Origin of the sequence: Skermanella aerolata KACC 11604 (assembly GCF_000936425.1) — a bacterium.
In the GTDB taxonomy this organism is placed as follows: Bacteria; Pseudomonadota; Alphaproteobacteria; order Azospirillales; family Azospirillaceae; genus Skermanella; species Skermanella aerolata.
Genome location: NZ_AVFK01000002.1, coordinates 434,751 through 455,003 on the forward strand (window position 1 = coordinate 434,751; position 20,253 = coordinate 455,003).

At 63.3% G+C, this 20,253-nt stretch carries 18 protein-coding genes; 13 read left to right on the forward strand and 5 right to left on the reverse strand.

The annotated features are described in order from the left end of the window. Window positions 1-23 precede the first annotated feature (23 nt). The 3 genes from topA to N826_RS05050 form a co-directional block, all read right to left on the reverse strand. The gene (gene topA / locus N826_RS05040; RefSeq protein WP_044426265.1) at window positions 24-2,867 is read right to left on the reverse strand and encodes a type I DNA topoisomerase; all 2,844 of its coding nucleotides are present in this window, start codon (window positions 2,865-2,867) and stop codon (window positions 24-26) included. Window positions 2,868-2,910: 43 nt separating this feature from the next. Continuing rightward, entirely contained in the window at window positions 2,911-4,038 is a 1,128-nt protein-coding gene (dprA, locus tag N826_RS05045) for a DNA-processing protein DprA (RefSeq protein ID WP_044426267.1), read from the reverse strand. Between the two features lie 292 nt (window positions 4,039-4,330). Then, a complete protein-coding gene (locus N826_RS05050; RefSeq protein WP_044426268.1) occupies window positions 4,331-4,966 on the reverse strand; it encodes a cation efflux transmembrane domain-containing protein in 636 nt (211 codons plus the stop codon). A 310-nt stretch (window positions 4,967-5,276) separates the two neighbouring features. On the opposite strand from N826_RS05050, the gene N826_RS05055 reads away from it, so the two are divergent. The 10 genes from N826_RS05055 to rplS all read left to right on the forward strand — a co-directional run bounded on the left by N826_RS05055 (window position 5,277) and on the right by rplS (window position 15,048). Then, a complete protein-coding gene (locus N826_RS05055) occupies window positions 5,277-6,389 on the forward strand; it encodes a polyamine ABC transporter substrate-binding protein (RefSeq protein WP_147040113.1) in 1,113 nt (370 codons plus the stop codon). A gap of 106 nt (window positions 6,390-6,495) precedes the next feature. Continuing rightward, window positions 6,496-7,653 (forward strand): ABC transporter ATP-binding protein, encoded by a 1,158-nt coding sequence (locus N826_RS05060; RefSeq protein WP_044426269.1) that lies wholly within the window; start codon window positions 6,496-6,498, stop codon window positions 7,651-7,653. Further along, window positions 7,650-8,597 carry an ABC transporter permease subunit gene (locus tag N826_RS05065; protein ID WP_044426270.1) on the forward strand — a complete coding sequence of 316 codons (948 nt, stop codon included), beginning with the start codon at window positions 7,650-7,652 and terminating at the stop codon, window positions 8,595-8,597. The genes N826_RS05060 and N826_RS05065 overlap by 4 nt, the downstream gene beginning before the upstream one ends. Further along, window positions 8,597-9,433, forward strand: coding sequence for an ABC transporter permease subunit (locus N826_RS05070; RefSeq protein WP_044426413.1), 837 nt, complete (start codon window positions 8,597-8,599; stop codon window positions 9,431-9,433). Before N826_RS05065 ends, N826_RS05070 begins: the two co-directional genes overlap by 1 nt. Before the next feature lie 441 nt (window positions 9,434-9,874). Continuing rightward, the gene (gene aguA / locus N826_RS05075; RefSeq protein WP_044426271.1) at window positions 9,875-10,891 is read left to right on the forward strand and encodes an agmatine deiminase; all 1,017 of its coding nucleotides are present in this window, start codon (window positions 9,875-9,877) and stop codon (window positions 10,889-10,891) included. A gap of 338 nt (window positions 10,892-11,229) precedes the next feature. Beyond that, the gene (gene ffh, locus N826_RS05080) at window positions 11,230-12,606 is read left to right on the forward strand and encodes a signal recognition particle protein (RefSeq protein WP_044426273.1); all 1,377 of its coding nucleotides are present in this window, start codon (window positions 11,230-11,232) and stop codon (window positions 12,604-12,606) included. 150 nt (window positions 12,607-12,756) lie between these two features. After that, window positions 12,757-13,134, forward strand: a complete 378-nt coding sequence (gene rpsP / locus N826_RS05085; RefSeq protein WP_044426274.1) for a 30S ribosomal protein S16 — start codon at window positions 12,757-12,759, stop codon at window positions 13,132-13,134. Between the two features lie 31 nt (window positions 13,135-13,165). Further along, on the forward strand, window positions 13,166-13,813 hold the full coding sequence (rimM, locus tag N826_RS05090) for a ribosome maturation factor RimM (protein ID WP_052830840.1): 648 nt from the start codon (window positions 13,166-13,168) through the stop codon (window positions 13,811-13,813). After that, the gene (gene trmD / locus N826_RS05095) at window positions 13,813-14,580 is read left to right on the forward strand and encodes a tRNA (guanosine(37)-N1)-methyltransferase TrmD (RefSeq protein WP_044426277.1); all 768 of its coding nucleotides are present in this window, start codon (window positions 13,813-13,815) and stop codon (window positions 14,578-14,580) included. Before rimM ends, trmD begins: the two co-directional genes overlap by 1 nt. A 72-nt stretch (window positions 14,581-14,652) precedes the next feature. Next, window positions 14,653-15,048, forward strand: coding sequence for a 50S ribosomal protein L19 (gene rplS / locus N826_RS05100; protein ID WP_044426278.1), 396 nt, complete (start codon window positions 14,653-14,655; stop codon window positions 15,046-15,048). 531 nt (window positions 15,049-15,579) lie between these two features. Here the strand turns inward: rplS and N826_RS05105 are convergent. Both N826_RS05105 and N826_RS05110 read right to left on the reverse strand, forming a co-directional pair. Further along, on the reverse strand, window positions 15,580-16,236 hold the full coding sequence (locus N826_RS05105) for a sensor histidine kinase (protein WP_147040111.1): 657 nt from the start codon (window positions 16,234-16,236) through the stop codon (window positions 15,580-15,582). 276 nt (window positions 16,237-16,512) lie between these two features. Further along, the gene (locus N826_RS05110) at window positions 16,513-16,818 is read right to left on the reverse strand and encodes a hypothetical protein (RefSeq protein ID WP_044426280.1); all 306 of its coding nucleotides are present in this window, start codon (window positions 16,816-16,818) and stop codon (window positions 16,513-16,515) included. Between the two features lie 228 nt (window positions 16,819-17,046). Here N826_RS05110 and N826_RS05115 point away from each other — a divergent pair, with 228 nt between their 5' ends. The 3 genes from N826_RS05115 to N826_RS05125 all read left to right on the forward strand — a co-directional run bounded on the left by N826_RS05115 (window position 17,047) and on the right by N826_RS05125 (window position 20,197). Beyond that, window positions 17,047-17,817, forward strand: a complete 771-nt coding sequence (locus N826_RS05115; RefSeq protein WP_169789286.1) for a 4Fe-4S cluster-binding domain-containing protein — start codon at window positions 17,047-17,049, stop codon at window positions 17,815-17,817. A 125-nt stretch (window positions 17,818-17,942) separates the two neighbouring features. After that, window positions 17,943-18,941 carry an esterase-like activity of phytase family protein gene (locus tag N826_RS05120; RefSeq protein ID WP_044426281.1) on the forward strand — a complete coding sequence of 333 codons (999 nt, stop codon included), beginning with the start codon at window positions 17,943-17,945 and terminating at the stop codon, window positions 18,939-18,941. Between the two features lie 170 nt (window positions 18,942-19,111). Beyond that, window positions 19,112-20,197 (forward strand): right-handed parallel beta-helix repeat-containing protein, encoded by a 1,086-nt coding sequence (locus N826_RS05125; RefSeq protein WP_169789287.1) that lies wholly within the window; start codon window positions 19,112-19,114, stop codon window positions 20,195-20,197. Window positions 20,198-20,253 lie beyond the last annotated feature (56 nt).

Below are 20,253 nucleotides of genomic sequence, written 5' to 3' on the forward strand. Positions count from 1 at the left end.
TGAGTCGATTTCTCCGAACGGGATCACCCGGCGGCCCGGGCCTTCGGCTTGGCGGCCGGGGCTTCGGTGGCCTTGGCGGCCGTCTTGGTCGTGGTGGCCTTCTTGGCGGCGGCAGGCTTCTTCTCGACCGCCGGCTTCTTGGCCGGTTTCGCCTCGTCGTCGCCGGCGTCGTCGACCGCCGTTTCGGGCTTCGCGGGCTTGGCCTTGGCGCCCTTCGCGGCGGGGACCTTGCCGCCGTCCTTGGCGATCTTGGCGTCCAGCAGCTCGACCGCCTGCTGCATGGTCAGCTCGTCGGCGTTGGCCGCCATCGCCTTGGGTAGCGACGCCATCACCTTGCCGTGCTTGACATAGGGGCCGAAGCGCCCGTTGTTGAGGCTGACCGGCTTGCCGTCGCGCGGATGGTCGCCGACCACGCGGCCGGGCACCTGCGCCGGTCCCTTCTTGGCTTCCGCCAGGAGGACCACCGCGCGGTTGAGGCCAATGCTCAGGACGTCATCGTCGGCCGCCAGCGACTTGTAGGTAGAACCCAGCTTCAGATACGGGCCAAATCGCCCGATCCCGGCCGAGATCATCTCACCCGTTTCCGGATGGGGACCGATGTCGCGCGGCAGGGCCAGCAGCTTCAGGGCCGTTTCCAGATCGATCTCGGCCGGGGGCATGCCCTTGGGCAGCGAGACGCGCTTCGGCTTCGGCGCGTCCTTGGGCTTGGCCTTGGCTTTCGCCTTGCCCTTGGCCTTCTTCGCGTCCGGTTCCGGTTCGGGGACGACGACCTCCGCCGGCGCCTCCGCTTCTCGCGGCGGACCCAGCTGGACATAGGCGCCGTAGGGGCCGCGCCGGACGCTGACCGGCAGGCCGGTCTCCGGATCGTCGCCCAGTTCGCGCGGGCCATCGGCCAGCGCGTCGGCTTCCTCGCTGCCCGTCGCCACCGCGAGCGAGCGCGTGTATCGGCATTCCGGATAGTTGGAGCAGCCGATGAAGGCGCCCGTCCTGCTCAGCTTGAGGCCCAGCCGGCCGGCGTGGCACGACGGGCAGACCCTGGGGTCGTGGCCGTCCCGCGTGTCGTTGGGGAAGAAGTGCGGGCCGAGGTCTTTGTCCAGCTCATCGATGACCTGGGTGATCGTCAGGTCCTTTGTGCCCTCGACCGCCGCCGAGAAGGCTTTCCAGAAGTCCCGCAGCACGGTCTTCCAGTCCAGCTTTCCATCGGACACGTCGTCCAGCTTGGCTTCCAGGTCGGCGGTGAAGTTGTATTCGACGTAGCGTTCGAAGAAGCTGGACAGGAACGCCGTCACCAGCCTGCCGCGATCGTGCGGCACGAACCGCCGCTTGTCGATCTCGACATAGTCGCGGTCCTGGAGCACCTGCATGATGCTGGCATAGGTCGAGGGCCGGCCGATGCCAAGCTCTTCCAGCTTCTTGACCAGGCTGGCCTCGGTATAGCGCGGCGGCGGCTGGGTGAAGTGCTGCTCGGCGTCGATGGCGTCCCGGTTCATCGGGTCGCCTTCCTTGACCGGAGGCAGGCGCGCCTCGGCGTCTTCCTCGGCGGCGGTCTTCTCGTCCACCGAATCGTCGCGCTCTTCCTGATAGACCCGCAGGAAGCCGTCGAACACCACGACCGAGCCGGTGGCCCGGAGCACGGCCTTGCCGTCGGCGGACGCGATATCGACCGCGACCTGGTCCAGCACGGCGCTTTCCATCTGCGAGGCGACGGTGCGCTTCCAGATCAGCTCGTAAAGCCGCAGTTCGTCGCGCTCGAGCTGAGCTGCTACTTCTTCCGGCCGGCGGTTGAGGTCCGTCGGCCGAATCGCCTCGTGCGCCTCCTGGGCGTTCTTGGCGGTGCTCTTATAGATGCGCGGGGCGCCGGGCAGGTAATCCGGCCCGTAATGCGACCCGATCAGCTCGCGGACCTGCCCGATGGCGTCGTTCGAAAGCTGCACGCCGTCGGTTCGCATATAGGTGATCAGGCCAACCGTCTCGCCACCGATATCGACGCCCTCGTAAAGCTTCTGGGCCACCCGCATGGTCCGCGTGGCACCCATGCCAAGCTTCCGCGAAGCTTCCTGCTGAAGGGTCGACGTCGTGAAGGGAGGATACGGATTGCGCCGGACTTGCTTGTGCTCGACCGAGTGGACGGCATAGCTGAGCGGCTTCAGCCGCTCGACCACGGCTTCCGCGACACCCTTTTCACCGAGCGCGAACTTGTCGAGCCGCTTGCCGTCGAGTTGCGTCAGCCTGGATTTGACCAGGGCGCCTTCGGCGGTCCGGAACACGACCTCGATCGACCAGTATTCCTGGGGGCGGAAGACCTCGATCTCCGCTTCGCGTTCGCAGATCAGGCGGAGCGCCACCGACTGGACGCGGCCGGCCGAGCGCGATCCCGGCAGCTTGCGCCAGAGCACCGGCGACAGCGTGAACCCGACCAGATAGTCGAGCGCCCGGCGCGCCAGGTAAGCCTCGATTAGTTCCTTGTTGAGGTCGCGAGGATGCGCCATAGCATCCAGCACCGCGCCCTTGGTGATCTCGTTGAAAGTGACCCGGCGGACATCGACCTTGTCCAGCAGCTTCGCTTCCCGCAGCACCTCCTGGACGTGCCAGGCAATCGCTTCTCCCTCGCGATCCGGGTCGGTTGCGAGGAAGACGTGATCGACGCCACGGATGGCGCGCGAGATCTCATCGACGTGGCGCTTGGACCGATCGCCAAGTTCCCAGGACATGGCGAAGTCTTCCTCGGGACGAACCGAGCCGTCCTTGGGAGGAAGATCCCGAATATGGCCGAAACTGGCCAAAACCGTGAAGTCCGGACCAAGATACTTATTGATCGTCTTCGCTTTGGCCGGGGATTCGACGATGACTAGATTGCTGCCAGACAAGCGAATTCCGCCTCTTGTTTGCGTTCGGTCTCTTTTTCAGTTTTTATTGCTGAATCAGGACGACCTGATTTCCGGAAAGCTCCTGAACCCGGCCCGCGAGGGCGAGTTCGGTGAGCACGATCCGTACTACCGACGCAGACAATTGGCACCCTCTGATGAGTTCGTCAACGGGGACCGGTGTGTAACTGAGGCTTTCGAGCAACCGTTCGCCGATTTCCCGCACGGTCGCCTCGTCCACTTGAATACCCCTGTCGGCCGAGAAAAGGTCGGATTGCGGCTCCCGCAGCGGTCGTGACTCACTGTTCGCCAGCGCCTGGACAATGTCCTCGACGCTCTCGGTCATGGTGGCGCCGTCGCGGATCAAACGGTTGGGGCCCTGCGAGCGCGGGTCTAGCGGCGATCCGGGTACCGCGAAGACGTCGCGGCCCTGGTCTCCCGCCACGCGGGCGGTGATCAGCGAGCCTGATTTCAGCGTCGCCTCGATCACCACGACACCAAGCGCCAGCCCGGAGATGATGCGGTTTCGGCGCGGGAAGTGGCGGGCGAGCGGCTGGGTGCCGATCGCACATTCCGCGACGACGGCGCCCTGCTCGGCGATCCGCTCCTGAAGGGCCCGGTTCTCCTCCGGATAGACGACGTCGATTCCGCCGGCCACCACGGCCGCCGTGCCGCTGGCCAGCGAGCCGGCATGGGCGCTGGCGTCGATCCCGCGCGCAAGGCCGGAGACGACGACGAAGCCGGCGGCTCCCAAATCGCGCGCCAGCATTTCCGCCAGGCGTTTTCCGTTGATCGAGGCATTGCGGGCACCGACGATGGCGACGGCGCGCTTTCCCAGAAGGTGAGGATGGCCCTTGACCGAGATCAGGGGCGGTGCGTCGTCAATCGCGGCGAGGGCCTGCGGGTAGTCAGGCTCACATGAGGCAATCAGCCGCGCCCCGTACTTGGTCACCGCCGCGGCTTCACGTTCCGCTTCCGCCAGCGAGGCTATCCGCAGCGGAGCCTTGCGTCCGCCGCGCTTAGCCAAGTCCGGCAACGCCTGGATCGCTTTCCCGGCGGTATCGAACCGTTCCATCAGACGGGCGAAGGTGACCGGACCGACGTTCTCGGTGCGAATCAGCCGCAGCCAGTCAAGCCGATCAAGGTCGGTCAGTGCGCGTCTCAGTTGAGTCATGCCGCACCATACTGCGGTCCGCGCCGTGGTCAAAGTTTGCCGCACACGTCAGCATGCGGCAAAGCGTCATCGCAGCCTGTTACACCCATGGCGGAAAGTTTCGACCGGTTTGGGGCGTTAGATGTCGGGCTGAAGAGGCCCGACCTCGGCTTGATCGGATGTCGGAATCGGCCTTCCCCGCTGGTGTCACCCGTAGGTCGGGCCTCTTCAGCCCGACATCAGCGTCGCATCCCAGGCACGCTCGAAAGGTCAGGATTTTCCGGTTCTGGTATAGGTGGGTCCGGACTGCGTTTCAAATCGCCGTCATCTGAACGGGTCGCAGCTCCGCCAGCGATTGACGGATGATCTGGGCAGCGCCGGAGACCGACAGGACTGCCATGATGGCCGCGACAGCGATGTCGGGCCAGCCCGTGCCGGTGCCGAACACGCCCAGGGCCGCCGCGAGCACGGCGATGTTGGCGATGGCGTCGTTGCGGGAGCAGATCCAGACCGAGCGGCGATTCGCGTCGCCGTCGCGGTGGAAGTACAGCATCAGCGCGCAGCCGACATTCGCGGCCAGCGCCATCGCGCCGACGATGCCCATGACTTCCGCCTGCGGCACCGTCTGATAGACCGCGTTCCACGCGGTCTGGCCGGCAACCCACAAACCGACGGCGCCCAGCGACAGACCTTTCAGCAGTGCCGCGCGGGCGCGCCACTGAAGCGCCATGCCGAGCACCAGGAGCGAGATAAGGTAGTTTGCCGCATCTCCCAGGAAATCCATCGCGTCGGCCTGGAGCGACACCGATCCGGCGGCGGCTCCGGCTATCAGCTCGACCAGGAACATGCCCGCGTTGACGATCAGCGCGATCCACAGGACGCGCCGGTATGTCCTGTCTATCGGCGGTTTCGACGATGAGCACCCGCCGCCGCAGCATCCAGCCGCCATAACAGTCTCCCCGGTCTGCATTCGATTTCCATGTTCGATCAAGCCTCGTGGCCGATACCCGCACGATAGACCTTCCAGGGACGGCAAGGTCAAGCCAGCTACCTGATCCCTGCTTCCCAAGCGTCTTGCCGTCCCGGGAACCGCCGCGGTAAATCGGTGGTTTGCATAAAAGTTCGTGCGGCGCCGTTGACAATTCCCATGCCCATAGGTGCAATAGCCACCGATGCGGCAATGCACCGTCCGTTTGGGCTAAGTGCCGTGTCAGCTTCGCCGATTTACGAAATTTCCTACAAGGTCGGGGTTCAGTGGGATGAAGCAGAGGATCGTAAGCAGCCTGTTCGGCGCCATTGCCGCGGTCACCGCAGCCAGCGCCGTGGGTGCGCCGGGGCTGGCGTCGGCACAGACGGTCAATATTTACAACTGGAACGACTATATCGGCGAGACGACCCTTGAGGATTTCAAGGCGGACAGCGGTATTTCGTACAACTACGACATCTACGACAACCTCGAGATTCTGGAGCAGAAGCTGCTGGTCGGCCGCTCCGGCTACGACATCACGGTCCCGACCGCCGAGCCCACGATGAGCCGCCTGATCAAGGCCGGCGCACTTCAGAAGCTCGACAAGTCGAAGATCCCGAACCTGAAGAACCTCGACCCTGAACTGATGAAGCAGGTCGAGCGGTCTGACCCCGGCAACCAGTACGGCGTCATCTATCAGTGGGGAACGATCGGGATCGGTATCAATGCCGAGAAGATCAAGGCACTGATGCCGGATGCGCCGCTCGACAGCTTCAAGCTGATCTTCGACCCGGAAGTCGCCAAGAAGCTGGCGCCCTGCGGCATCACGATCCTCGATTCGGCGACCGACACCTTCCCGACCGTGCTTCACTACCTCGGCCTCGACCCCAACTCGGACAAGGCCGAAGACCTGAAGAAGGCAGAAGAGGCGCTGATGAAGATCCGCCCTTACGTGAAGAACTTCGTCACGGGGCAGAACATCAACAATCTCGCGGCCGGCGACGCTTGCGTGGCGCTGGCATATTCCGGCGACGTGATCCAGGCCCAGGCCCGCGCCGCGGAAGCCAATGCCGGCGTGACCGTCGACTACGTCGTGCCGAAGGAGGGCGTGCAGCTCTGGTTCGACATGATGACGATCACCAAGGATGCTCCCAACGTCGATGCCGCGCACAAGTTCATCAACTTCATCCTGAAGCCGGAAACGATGGCCGGCATCACCAACTACACCAACTATGCCAACGCGGTGCCGGCTTCGCTGGAAACCGTTGACGAGGCGGTGAAGTCCAATCCGTCGGTCTTTCCGACCGATGCGGCCAAGCAGAAGATGTTTACCGTGTCGGCGGTGGCGCCGGCGGCCGAACGGCTGCGCACCCGGTCCTGGACCAAGATCAAGACCGGCCAGTAAGCCTTGGTGAAGAGCAGGGCGGCGACGCTCAGCAGACGATGCCCCGGCCGCCCGATGACGGCCGGGGCTTCTCTTTGCCGGAATATTTGATCGCAGGGAGAACCCGATGGCTCAGACGACGACCCAGTCCGGCCGCAAGATCAAGCTCGAGCCCTGGCAGGACCCCAAGGAACAGCCCTACCTGCGGATCGAGAAGGTTACCAAGAAGTTCGGCGATTTTACCGCCGTGGACGACGTATCGCTGTCGATCTACCGGGGCGAGTTCTTCTCGCTGCTCGGCGGGTCCGGCAGCGGCAAGACCACCCTGCTGCGCATGCTGGCGGGGTTCGAGACCCCGACTTCGGGCAAGATCTTCATCGACGGCGTGGATATGTCGAACATCCCGCCGTACGAGCGTCCGGTCAACATGATGTTCCAGAGCTATGCCCTGTTCCCGCACATGACGGTCGAGCAGAACATAGCCTTCGGCCTGAAGCAGGACCGCGTGCCGCGCGACCAGATCCGCGTACGCGTCGCGGAAGTGCTGGACCTGGTCCAGCTCGGCCGCTTCGCCAAGCGCAGGCCGCACCAGCTCTCGGGCGGCCAGCGCCAGCGCGTGGCGCTCGCCCGCAGTCTCGTCAAGCGGCCCAAGCTGCTGCTGCTCGACGAACCGCTGGGGGCGCTGGACCGGCGGCTGCGCGAGCAGACCCAGTTCGAACTGGTCAATATCCAGGAACAGGTCGGTATCACCTTCGTGATCGTCACTCATGATCAGGAGGAAGCAATGACCATGTCGAGCCGGATCGCCGTCATGAACAGCGGCTGGATCGCGCAGGTCGGCACGCCGGCGCAGATCTACGAATACCCGGCCACGAAGTTCGTCGCCGAGTTCATCGGGTCGGTCAACATGTTCGCCGGCCGCATCCTGGAGGACGAACCGGACCACGTACTGATCCAGAGCGAGGAAGCCGGCTGCGACCTCTACATCAACCACGGCGTCCCGGTGCCGCTGGGCACGCCGGTTTCGGTCGCCGTCCGGCCGGAGAAGATGTCGATTTCCCGCGAGCCGCCGCCGGTCGACAGCGGCCGCAACGTGACGCGCGGCACGGTCCGCGAGATCGCTTATCTTGGCAACCTGTCGAACTACCTGATCGAACTGGACTCCGGTAAGATGGTCCGCATCACCCAGCCGAACTTCAACCGGCTGACCGAGATGCCGATCACCTGGGAGGACCGCGTCCATGTCTCCTGGCAACCCTTCGCCGGCGTGGTCCTGACTCAATGAGCCAGCCCGCTTCGAGCCTGAAAACAAGTTCCAGCCGTAGGTTGTTGAGCCGTTTCGGCCTGTCGGGGCGTGGCCTCGTGGTCCTGGTGCCCTATGTCTGGCTGCTGCTGTTCTTCCTGATCCCCTTCGCGATCGTGCTGAAGATCAGCTTCGCCGAGGCCGACATCGCGATCCCGCCCTATACCGCCTTGCTGGACTGGGCGGAGGGAGGGATGCTGACGGTCAAGCTGAACTTCGCCAGCTTCATGTTCCTGCTGACGGACAGCTTGTATGCGGTAGCATATCTCAATTCGCTGAAGATCGCCTTCGTCTCGACCGTGCTGTGCCTGCTGCTGGGCTATCCCATGGCCTACGGCATCGCCAAGGCACCGGCATCGTGGCGCGGTCCGCTGCTGATGCTGATCATCCTGCCGTTCTGGACCTCGTTCCTGATCCGGGTCTATGCCTGGATCGGCATCCTGAAGCAGGAAGGGCTGCTCAATAACTTCCTGATCTGGCTGGGCGTGATCGATACGCCGCTGAACATCCTCTACACCGACGTCTCGATCTATATCGGCATCGTCTATTCCTATCTGCCGTTCATGATCCTGCCGCTCTACGCCACGCTGGAGAAGCTGGACGATACCTTGCTGGAGGCCGCGGCCGACCTTGGCGCCCGGCCGGTCAAGGCGTTCCTGGCGGTCACCTTGCCGCTGTCGATGCCCGGCATCGTCGCCGGTTCGCTGCTGGTGTTCATCCCGGCGGTGGGAGAGTTCGTCATCCCATCGCTGCTGGGGGGACCCAACACGCTGATGATCGGCGCCGTGCTGTGGAACGAGTTCTTCTCCAACCGTGACTGGCCGGTGGCGTCGGCGGTGGCGATAGCGCTGCTGCTGTTCCTGGTCGTGCCGATCATGCTGTTCCAGTATTTCCAGGAAAAGCAACAGGAGGCCGCAAAGCAATGATGCGCCGTTCCGGCTTCGTGCTGACCATGCTGGCGTTCGGCTACGCCTTCCTCTACGTGCCGATCATCCTGCTGATCATCTATTCCTTCAACGAGAGCCGTCTGGTCACCGTCTGGGGCGGCTGGTCGACCAAGTGGTATGTCGGGCTGCTGCATAACCAGCAGATGCTCTCGGCGGCCTGGCTATCGCTGCGCATCGCGGCGCTGAGCGCTACGATTTCGGTCATCCTGGGGACCATGGCCGGCATGGCGATGGCCCGGTTCGGACGCTTCAAGGGGCGGACGCTGTTCGGCGGCATGATCACGGCGCCGCTGGTGATGCCGGAAGTGATCACCGGTCTATCCCTGCTCCTGCTGTTCGTCTCGCTCGAACAGTTGATCGGCTGGCCGGAAGGGCGCGGTATGACGACCATCACGATCGCCCACGTGACCTTCACGATGGCCTTCGTCGCGGTGATCGTGCAGAGCAGGCTGGTCAGCCTGGACGAATCGATCGAGGAAGCGGCGATGGACCTGGGCGCTCGTCCCGCCAAGATCTTCTTCGTGATTACGCTGCCGATCATCTCGCCCGCGATCGTGTCCGGCTGGCTGCTCGCCTTCACCCTGTCGCTGGACGATCTGGTGATCGCCAGCTTCGTGTCGGGTCCTGCTTCCACGACGTTGCCGATGGTGATCTTCTCCAGCGTCCGGCTGGGAGTGACGCCGGAGATCAACGCGCTTGCGACGATCATCGTCGCCATCGTGACGACCGGCATCATCGCTGCTGGAGTTATCATGGCTCGGCAGGAAAGAATCAGAAGGATCGACGAACAGATGGCGTCCGCGTCGAACGCCTGAGTTTTTCAGCTTTCCTTGAGGTTTTCCTGAACCCGGAAATGCTTTTCTTGCATGCGAGCCGCGCATGGCCGCCCTGGCGGCCGTGCGCGGGGGCTTGCCGGCCGCAGGTTAAAAGAATATCTTCTTCATCAGGAGAAACTGCTGAAGAGGCGTATCATGAATTTTCTCGTATTCCTTGGCCTTGTCCGTCTTGGTTCGGCCGCCCAGACCCGATTCTACGAACCGGCATATCCTATTTCGGATGCTCCTGTGCAGCACCCTCCGGCCCAGCGTCGTCGATAGAGCGCCAGCGGCCTCCCTTCGTTTTTTCCCTCTTTTCAAATTTTTTAGAAAACTCAGGGTTTTACCGGAGGCGGATCATGTCCGTTCCGAGAGGTTGCCAAGACAGCGCCCCGGTGGTTAGTGTCCCCGGGGCGTATTCTTTGAGAGGGCTTAGAAACCATGTCCACCCCTGTCGCGGACGGGTTCCGCATGCCTGCGGAATGGGAAAGCCACAGCCGCTGCTGGATGGCGTGGCCCTGCCGCCCCGAAACATTCACCAACGGTATCGACGCCGCCTGTGCCGCCTATGCCGAGGTGGCCCAGGCCATCGCGCAGTTCGAACCGGTCGCCATGGTCTGCAATCAGTCCGACGTGGCTGAAGTGTCGCTGGCTTGCGGTCCCGGCATCGAAGTGCTGCCCATGCCGATCAGCGATAGCTGGGTCCGCGACACCGGCCCGACTTTCGTGGTCGACGGGACCGGTCAGGTCGCGGGTGTCGACTGGGGCTTCAACGCCTGGGGCAACAATTATCCCGACCACCAGCTCGACGCGGAGCTGGCTCGACGGATGCTCGAGCATCTCGGCATGCAGCGCTACGGCGCTCCGCTGATCCTGGAAGGCGGCTCGATCCACGTGGACGGGGAGGGCACGCTGATCACGACGGAAGAATGCCTGCTCAATCCCAACCGCAATCCCAACCTGACCAAGGCGGAGATCGAGCAGCACCTGAAGGACTATCTGGGCATTCGTCAGGTCATCTGGCTCGGCCAGGGCTACGAATTGGACGAAACCGACGGCCATATCGACGAGATCGCCTGCTTCGCCCGTCCGGGACTGGTGCTGGCCCTGACGACCGACGATACCGGCGATCCCAATTTCAAGATCTTCCAGGACAACCTGGACCGGCTGAAGGCCGCCCGCGACGCGAACGGCCGGGAGATCGAAGTGGTCACGCTCCGCCAGCCGGAACGGCGCGACCACAACGGCGTCCGCCTGACGCTCTCCTACACCAACTTCTACATCGCCAACGGCGGCATCGTCATGCCGGCCTATGAAGACGCGGCGGATGACGAAGCCTTCCGGACCCTGCGCAAGGTCTTCTCCGACCGCGAGGTGATCCAGGTGCCAGCGCTCGACATCGTCAAGGGCGGCGGCGGCATCCACTGCATCACCCAGCAGCAGCCGAGCGGTCAGTGATGGCGGAGCCGGCAAGGGTCTGACTTGGCGGCGCGTCCATGTTGGGCCACGGCCCCAACCTACAGGCTCCTGCTTCGTAGGTTGGGCCGTGGCCCAACAACTCCCCTTCCTGGCTCTGGTGTAACGACCGGATCTGAAGCCAAGCGGGACGCATCTTCCCGTTGACTTGGGACCGCCGCTCCCCTAGGTTCCAGCACCGCTCAATCCCATGAGCATGCAATGCGCCTACGGGTGCCCGCCGGTCCGCGAGTTTCGCGCACTGGCGCATTTTCGTTTGGGCGCGTTGCGGCACATGGGAATGAAGCGGCTCGGATTTTCGAACCTTGATCGAGTGATGCATGTTTGAAGGGCTGACCGGACGGCTGGGCGACATCTTCGATCGCCTGACACGGCGTGGCGCGCTGAGCGAGGAAGACGTCGGCGCCGCCTTGCGCGAGGTGCGTATCGCCCTGCTCGAGGCGGACGTTGCCCTGCCCGTGGTCAAGCAGTTCATCGCCGGCGTCAAGGAAAAGGCCGTCGGGGCCGAAGTCCTGCGCTCGGTCACGCCCGGCCAGATGGTCGTCAAGATCGTCCACGACCATCTGGTCGAGATGCTGGGCTCCGTCAGCGAGGGCATCAACCTCGAGGCTGCCGCGCCGGTCCCGGTCCTTATGGTCGGCCTCCAGGGTTCCGGCAAGACCACCAGCACCGCCAAGATCGCTCTCCGCCTGAAGACGCGGGAGCGCAAGAAAGTGCTGATGGCGTCGCTCGACACACGGCGCCCGGCGGCTCAGGAACAGTTGAAGATCCTGGGCGAGCAGGTTCAGGTCGCCACGCTGCCGATCGTTCCCGGCCAGCAGCCGGTCGAGATCGCCAAGCGCGCCATGCTGATGGGCCGGACCGAAGGGTATGACGTCGTCATGCTCGACACCGCCGGCCGTCTCGCGATCGACGACGAACTGATGGCGGAAGTGGCATCCGTCCGCGACGCCACCAAGCCCGCCGAAACGCTGCTGGTCGTGGACGCCATGACCGGTCAGGACGCTGTCACTGTCGCCACCAATTTCCAGGATCGCGTCGGCATCACCGGCATCGTGCTGACCCGTATCGACGGCGACGCGCGCGGCGGCGCCGCATTGTCGATGCGCCAGATCACCGGCAAGCCGATCAAGCTGCTGGGCGTCGGCGAAAAGGTCGACGCGCTTGAAGCGTTCCACCCCGACCGCATCGCCGGCCGTATCCTGGGCATGGGCGACGTCGTCAGTCTGGTCGAGAAGGCCGCCGAGAACATCGACAAGGCGGAGGCTGAAAAGCTCGCCAAGAAGATGGAGAAGGGAACCTTCGACCTAGACGACATGGCGAACCAGCTCAAGCAGATCCGCAACATGGGCGGCATGGGCGGCATGCTCAACATGCTGCCCGGCATCGGCAAGATCAAGAACCAGCTCAAGGATGCCAAGATCGACGAAGGCATCCTGAAGAGGCAGGAAGCCATCATCTCGTCGATGACTAAGGCGGAGCGCCGCAATCCCGACCTCATCAAAGCATCCCGCAAGCGCCGCATCGCGCTGGGATCGGGTGTGCAGGTCCAGGACGTCAACAAGCTGCTCAAGCAGTTCCAGGACATGCAGACCATGATGAAGAAGGTCAAGAAGATGGGTCAGAAGGGCTTCATGCGCCAGGGTCTGGCCGGTCTTATGCCGGGCGGCCGCGGCGGCGGGAAGGGTTTCCCGTGATCCGCCTGCCTTATGCCGTGCCTACATAGAATTTCGCCTTGGGATCGTTGATCGTTCCCGCAGGCATCTCCGATCGACGCCCAGTGCCATCTGCCGGGCTGAGAGTTTAGCCGATACGACTGCAACCTGAGTGAAGAGAGTAATTCAGCAATGTCCCTGAAGATTCGTCTGACCCGCGGCGGCGCCAAGAAGCGCCCGTTCTATTCCATCGTCGTCACCGATGCCCGCAGCCCGCGCGACGGCCGTTTCATCGAAAAGATCGGCACCTACAACCCGATGCTGGCGAAGGATCATCCGGAGCGCGTCGTGTTGAACGGCGAGCGCGCCAAGCATTGGCTGTCCGTCGGTGCCCAGCCGACCGACCGCGTTACGCTGTTCCTCGGCCGCGCCGAGATCGTCCCGGCTCCGGCCCAGGCGAACAACCCGAAGAAGGCCGCCCCCAAGGCGAAGGCCCAGGAGCGCATCAAGGCCGAGCAGGCTGCCGCCGCCAAGCGCGCCGAAGCCGAAGCCGCCGGCTCCGCCGAATAAGCTGCTGCGCTGACAGGCCCGGTACCTCCCCATGGCAACCCAACCCGCAGGCAAAGGCGCAAGCCAGGCCAGGAACGCAGGCAAGGCGCGAAGCACGGTGTGCGTCGGCCAGATCGTCGGCGTTCATGGCGTGCGTGGCCTTGTGAAGCTGAAGAGCTTCACCGAGGACCCTGCGGCCATCGCGGGCTACAATCCGCTGATGGACCCGACCGGCACCCGCAGCTTCACCGTCGAACTCCAGTCGGCGATGAAGGACTACTGGCTCGCGAGGGTACAGGGGGTCTCCGATCGGACCGCTGCGGAAGCTCTGCGGGGCGTTCTGCTGCATGTGGACCGCGACCGGCTGCCGCCTACCGAGGACGAGGAAGAGTTCTATCACGCCGACCTGATCGGTCTTTCGGTTGAAAGGCCGGACGGCTCCGGTATCGGCACGGTCATAGCTCTCCATAACTTCGGCGGCGGCGACATGCTGGAAGTCAACTTGCCGGAGCGCCGCACGGTTATGGTGCCCTTCACCAAGGCGCTCGTGCCGGTGGTGGATGTCGCCGGTGGCCGTATCGTCGCCGACTTGACTGACGACCTCTTGGCACCTCCGGATGCCGCCGAGCAGGCGCGGGAAAAGGCGGCGGAAGCGGCAGCCGAGCGTGCCGGTTCGGCAGCCGATGGCGAGGCCGAGTGATGGACCCCGTCTGGACCGTCCGCATCCTGACCCTGTTCCCGGAAATGTTTCCGGGACCACTGGGTTTCAGCCTTGCCGGACGCGCCCTGGAGAACCGGGTATGGTCCCTGGAAACAGTGGACATCCGGAACTTCGGACGCGATAAGCACCGTACGGTTGACGATACTCCGTTCGGTGGCGGTCCCGGCATGGTGATGCGGGCCGACGTCCTCGACGCTGCCCTGACCGCCGTTACCGGCGGTCCGGAAAGTGCGGGACGCGGCCGGGTGATCTACCTGTCGCCACGCGGCAGGCTGCTCGATCAGGCTCTCGTCCGGGAGCTTGCCGTGGAGCCGGTCGTGACCCTGCTGTGCGGGCGTTACGAAGGGGTGGACGAGCGGGTTCTGGAAGCGCATGGGGCCGAAGAGGTCAGCCTCGGCGATTTCGTGCTGTCCGGCGGCGAGCCGGCGGCGCTGGCTCTCATCGATGCCGTCGTCCGGCTGTTGCCGGGCGTCATGGGCAACGAAGAGACCGCGGGGGAAGAAAGCTTCGAGCGGGGGTTGCTGGAATATCCCCACTATACGCGGCCGGCCGACTGGCAGGGCCGCATGGTGCCGGAAGTCCTGCTTTCCGGCCACCACGAAAAGGTACGCGCCTGGCGGCTGGCCGAGGCCGAGCGGATCACCAAGGCCAGACGGCCGGACTTGTGGTCCCTCTACGAGGCCGCCCGCGAGGTGGAAGAACCGCGGAAGCGCCGGCGGCGCGACCGCATCGCGACGATGGAATAGATGACAATCGGGTCCGCCGGGCTGCCTTTCAGGACTTCGGCGCGCCACAGTTGAATGTAAGGGGTGAGTGCGATGAACATCATTCAGCAACTTGAGGCCGAACAGGTCCAGAAGCTGGTCGAAAAGCGGCCGGTGCCGGAGTTTTCTCCCGGTGACACGCTGCGCGTCAACGTGAAGGTCGTCGAAGGCACGCGCGAGCGCGTCCAGGCCTATGAGGGCGTCTGCATCGCCCGCAAGAACGCCGGCGTCAACTCCAGCTTCACCGTCCGCAAGATTAGCTACGGCGAAGGCGTCGAGCGCATATTCCCGCTCTACAGCCCGCGCATCGACAGCATCGAGTTGGTCCGCAAGGGCGACGTCCGTCGCGCCAAGCTGTACTACCTGCGCGAGCTGCGCGGCAAGCGCGCCCGCATCAGCGAGCGGACGACCGGCCGCGGCATGGTCAACGGCCGCGACGTTACGAACTAATCTGCTTGGTGGTTGGGCTTCGGCCCAACTATCCATTGGAGACCGTGACGCGATAAAAACGCCCGCCGAAAATAATTCGGCGGGCGTTTTTATCGCGTCACGGCGCTGCCGTCGAAAGATCGTTGCTCTGGGGTCGCCGTTGCATCCGTGCTTCACGATTTCATGCATCGGCATGAGTTCAGGGGGCTTCACAAGCCGGTCGGATTTAAGTAAATTAGAGGAGCGGGAGAGGTGCTTCACACACCTCCTCCTGACTCCGTTAGAGGCTCATGCCGATCTCGATTTCAATCTCGATCGTCTGTCCCTTCCAGCGGAGCCGGAATGTCCATCGTATCCTGGACTCCCTCCTCTAGTTGTCTCGGTGGGGTGGATTATCCACTTCACCGGACACTGGCGAGAATAGGGCTTAGAGTGGCGTCTTGGTACGCGAACTTGCATGCTGCGGCATGCTGTCATACTTGCCAGAATCGACCGGATTGAAACGAAAAGCATCTTTACGGTAGATGCTAACTCCGGCCGCATATACGTCCGCTAGAGCGGCACCGACATTTTCACGCTTGTCCCGCTGCCGGTTGCTTCCACTGCAAGCACGGATCCCAACTGCGCCGCCAGAGCCTCCGCCAGCAGCATGCCGGCATCGGCATCCGGATCGAAGCCGGTGGGCAGGGCTCTGCCGTTGTCTGACACTACCAGCTCGAGAACTTCCGGTTGTGGGTTAGTCAAGGAGATCCGGATCCAGCTTTTCGCCGGGAAAGCATGGCGCAACGCGTTGCTCAGCAGCTCGTTGACGATCAAGCCAAGCGGCACCGCGAGCGACAATCCGCCCGTGATCTTCTCCGACTGAACGTCGATATCGGTACCCTGTGCACCACCGGGCAGGTTCGCGCTGGTCGTCGTGACCAGTTCCGTCAGGTAGCGGCCGAACTCTACCTTGGTTTCCGTGCCCGACTCATGGAGGTGGCGGTAGGCTATGGCAAGCGCCTCGATCCTCTGCAAGGTGAGGTCATAGGCTGTCCTTGCGTCAGGGTCGCGGATGCGGCCGCTTTGCAACTTCAGAAGGCTGATTACCAGCTGAAGGCTGTTCTTGGCACGGTGCTGGAGTTCCTTGAGTGCCGCCTCCTTTTCCCTCAGCGCCTGTTCGAGCTGCTTGGTATGGTCGTCCATATCAGGAGCGCTAGCTATGGTCAAAGGCGGGTCTCCTGACCGCGTCAAACGTATGCGGGAGCGGTAGCTTCAACGGGCGGATGTTTCCATATCAGCCGCGTTCCTAGAGTATTCGCCAATTTGTACAACAGGCAAGCTAACTCTCAAATATACTTTCCGGCGTAGACACGGAATACATATAGAATATGCATAGATTTTTATATTTAAGTGCCAGCGGAATGAACGTAGCTACCCTAAGCAGGCGTTGTGAAGCGTAGCAGGCACTCGATTTGCTGTTTCTCCCCCTCCGGTGCGTAACGGTCAGCCAAAGATGCGGCTGAGAATACCTTTCTTTTTTGCGACTGGAAGTTTGGCTTTAGGGGCAGGGGGCTTGCCCTGAATGTACTCTTCCTTGAAACGCTTCAAATCCTCGGACCGGCCGAAGTTGAAGCGGACATGGAATATATAGGTCTTGGTTTTCTTGAAGTCGTCGATTTCCTCGGACATTCCAAGGAACTCCAACTCCCAAAGCCCTCTGATATTCGCGCGCATCCAGTCTTCGGCCTCGTTCATCTTGCCCTGGCCGCGGAACTTATGAACGATTTCGTACGTCAGATGCGATGTCATGGCTTTCCCGCTTTGCGGTCTACAGTAAAGGCCCGGTATGGGTAATCCGGTCATCGGGGCCGGTGGTCGATCGTAAGCACAAGGCGTATAGATTCGGTTACTGGAAGCGCCGATCCGTCGCATCTCACAACGTTGACATGGATCAAGGCATTCTCCGGCGTCGTCGGTCATCGTTAGCGGGTTGATCGTTGCCGTACCTTCGGATCGATGACGGGAGCGGACAGCGTCATGACCATTCCTTCCGACGTGATGCGATTGCCGCCCCCAGGTGAGCCTTTCAACCTGTCCGGGCGAGTACATTCGATTTCGGCGCGCGGGACAGGAGCCGGACCAGGCGTCCGCTTCGTGATCTTTCTGCACGGCTGCCCGCTGCGGTGCGTTCACTGCCCAAGCAAGGGCAGTGCCCAAGGCAGCGACATACGTCTGGATACCGTCGAGAAACTCACCGACCGGATCGCCCAGCATGCCGATTACATGCGGGTATCGGGCGGTGGGGTAACGGTTGCCGGTGCCGAACCGCTCGAGCAGGCGGAATTCGTCCGCGAGTTGTTCCGCCGCTGCCGTTCAATGGGGATACCGACCGCACTCGATACCACGGGCAGCGGCAACCTGTTCGCTGCGCGGGGCCTGCTGCACCTGACCGATCTTGTCGTGCTCGACCTCACCGGGTTCGATACCGCGACCGTTCAGGACGTTCCCGCCGGTCCGCTGGCCCGGTTTGCCAGTATCCTTCGGCAGACGGATAAACCGGTGTGGATGCGTCTGGCACTGGTCCCCGGGTTCAATGACGACCCGGCCCATGTCGAGGCCCTGGCGGAGTTCGCCGCTTCCTTTCCCGATCTGGAGCGGGTCGATGTGGTTCCGTTCCAGCGCATGGACGTTGAAGAATGGCAGACGCGCTGTCCGCTCCCCGGCATTCGCACCCTCAAACCGGCAGCCATCTCCCAAGTCCGGACGGTCCGCAATATCTTTCGGAGTCGCGGATTGAGAGCCGACTGAGTTTGCCGGGTTGGACTTCCCACCTGCATCTCAGACGTGGCATGCCGTGGGATTAGCCCTTGGTAGCCGGGACGCTCGGCCGAATTCTGTCGCACCGCAGCATCCGAAGTGCCATCTAGGGGGCCATGGTCGCTATTCCTGAATTCGCCCGGCGGGCGGTCTTCATCGTCACGCTCGGCACGCTTGCCGCAGTCGGCTGCTCTCCCCTCATCGCCAATGGGCCACCACAGAACTCCTATCGCGTCCAGTTGGACGACAGCCGCCCCGAGCGCAGGGATATCGGCGTGCTGCGCTATCGCGGCGGCTTGGCGCTGAGCGACGGCGACGAGGATTTCGGCGGCTTGTCCGGTATCAAGGTCTCCGCCGACGGACAGCGTTTCGTTGCGATCTCAGACAAGGGAGCGGTCGTCAACGGCGTGCTCGACTACGACGACGCCGGCGACCTGACGGGTGCTCGCGACATCGCCGTGATGCCTCTGCTCGATCTGGACGGAACCAGGGTCAAGGGAAACCGGCGCGATTCCGAAGGGCTGGCGCTGCTGCCGGACGGGCGCTGGGCCGTCAGTTTCGAGCGCTGGCATAGGGTAGAGCTGTATCCGGCGAACCCCGCCGGCCCGGTGTCTCCGCCGCTGCCGAAGCTGCCGCGCCCGTCCGGTATCCAGAGCGCCGAGGGCAACAGCGGTCTTGAAGCGGTAACGGCGCTGTCCGATGGCCGCCTGCTGGTGATCGAGGAGGGGACCGAGGACAAGGCCGGCTTCAGCCGCGCCTGGATCGGTGGCGAGAACGGCTGGGCCAGTCTCGGCTACCGCGGCAAGGCGCCCTATCGTCCGACCGATGCGACGACGCTGCCCAATGGCGATGTCGTGGTGCTGGAACGCCGGGCCTCGATCCTGGGAGGGTTCGGCGCGCGGATCATGCGTATCCCGGCGTCCGAGATACGTCCCGGTGCCGAACTGTCGGGGACGGAGCTTGCCGTCCTCGAGCAGCCGGTGACGGTCGACAACTACGAAGGTATTTCGGCGGTCCGGCAGCCGGACGGCAAGGTGATGCTCTACGTCGTGTCGGACGACAATTTCTGGGGTTTTCAGCGCACGCTGATGCTGATGTTCGAGCTTACGTCCTGATTGTCGAACGGTCCTGGCGTAGGTCTCCTTATTCGGGGTGCGTAGCCCTAACGGCTTCACCGGCCCCGAACCCCGTGTGATCCACGATCCCAAGCCCCATATCCTGGGAGAAATCCTGTCGAGAGAGGCTAGCCCGTGCAAACAAGGAGCTGGAGCCGATGAAGCGGCCGATGACGCGTATGATTATCCTGGCTCTCCTTCTGACCGGGTGCGCCGACAATCTGACGTCGGCGGCCCAGATGACGCCGCCGTTCGACGGCGAGGGAGCACAGGCGAAGCAGATCTGGGTATCGCCGGACGGCCCAGTCAGCGACATCAACGCGGCGCTTCAGATGGCCACACCCGGAACGGACGTGATGGTGAAGGCGGGCACCTATCAGGGCGCCGTGAAATTCGCCCGCAGCGGCGACGACGGGGCACCGATCCGGCTGATCTCGGCCGATGGCCGGGGCAAGGCTCGCATCGTTTCCGATAAGACGGGACTGTACGGCTTCGGCACCAAGAACGCCGGAGTCTTCGGCTTCCATATCGTCGCGGGGAGCGGCGGCAATGGCATCCAGTTCGGCTTGTCCGGCAGCGACACCAGCGCCAAGTCCCGCTATGTCCGCAATCTGGTGATCGCCGACAACCTGGTCGAGGATGCGGGTGAGGACGGGATCAAGCTCAGCCAGGCGGACGGCGTCTTCCTTTACGGCAACATCGTCCGCAACAGCGGTGCCGACCGCAACGGCAACGGCGATGGCGGCATCGACATGGTGGCGGTCAACCACTCCCAGATCGTCGCCAATGTCGTGGACGGCACGCCCGGACACACATGCCTGATGATGAAGGGCGGCAGCGAGGGCAACTTCGTCGCGGGCAACATCATGAAGGGCTGCGAGCGCGACGGCCTGTCGGTCGGCGGATTGACGACCGGCAAGTGGATGCGTCCGGGCACCGACTCCGAGGCGAAATTCAACACCGTCGTCGGCAACGACATCGAGGCCGGACGCAACGGATTGCTGATCTTCGGCGCCACCGGCAACATGGTCGCCAACAACCGGTGCGGCGGCAGGCAGAGCTGCGTATCGGAAATGGTCAGCGACCGCGGCCATGCTCCCATGGGCAACTACGACAACAGGCTTGAGAACAACCGCCCCGATCCCGCACCCGATGTCGGCACCTCGGCTGTTCAGGGCGACGATCCGCACCGTTGGGCCAGGGCGCACAAGATCGATATGCTGCCGGATCAAGCATTGCAGGACCGGGCACGATGACCGGCGCCACGTGTTTGTGTTCCAGGCTTCATCTGATTCAAGATTCATTCGACTGA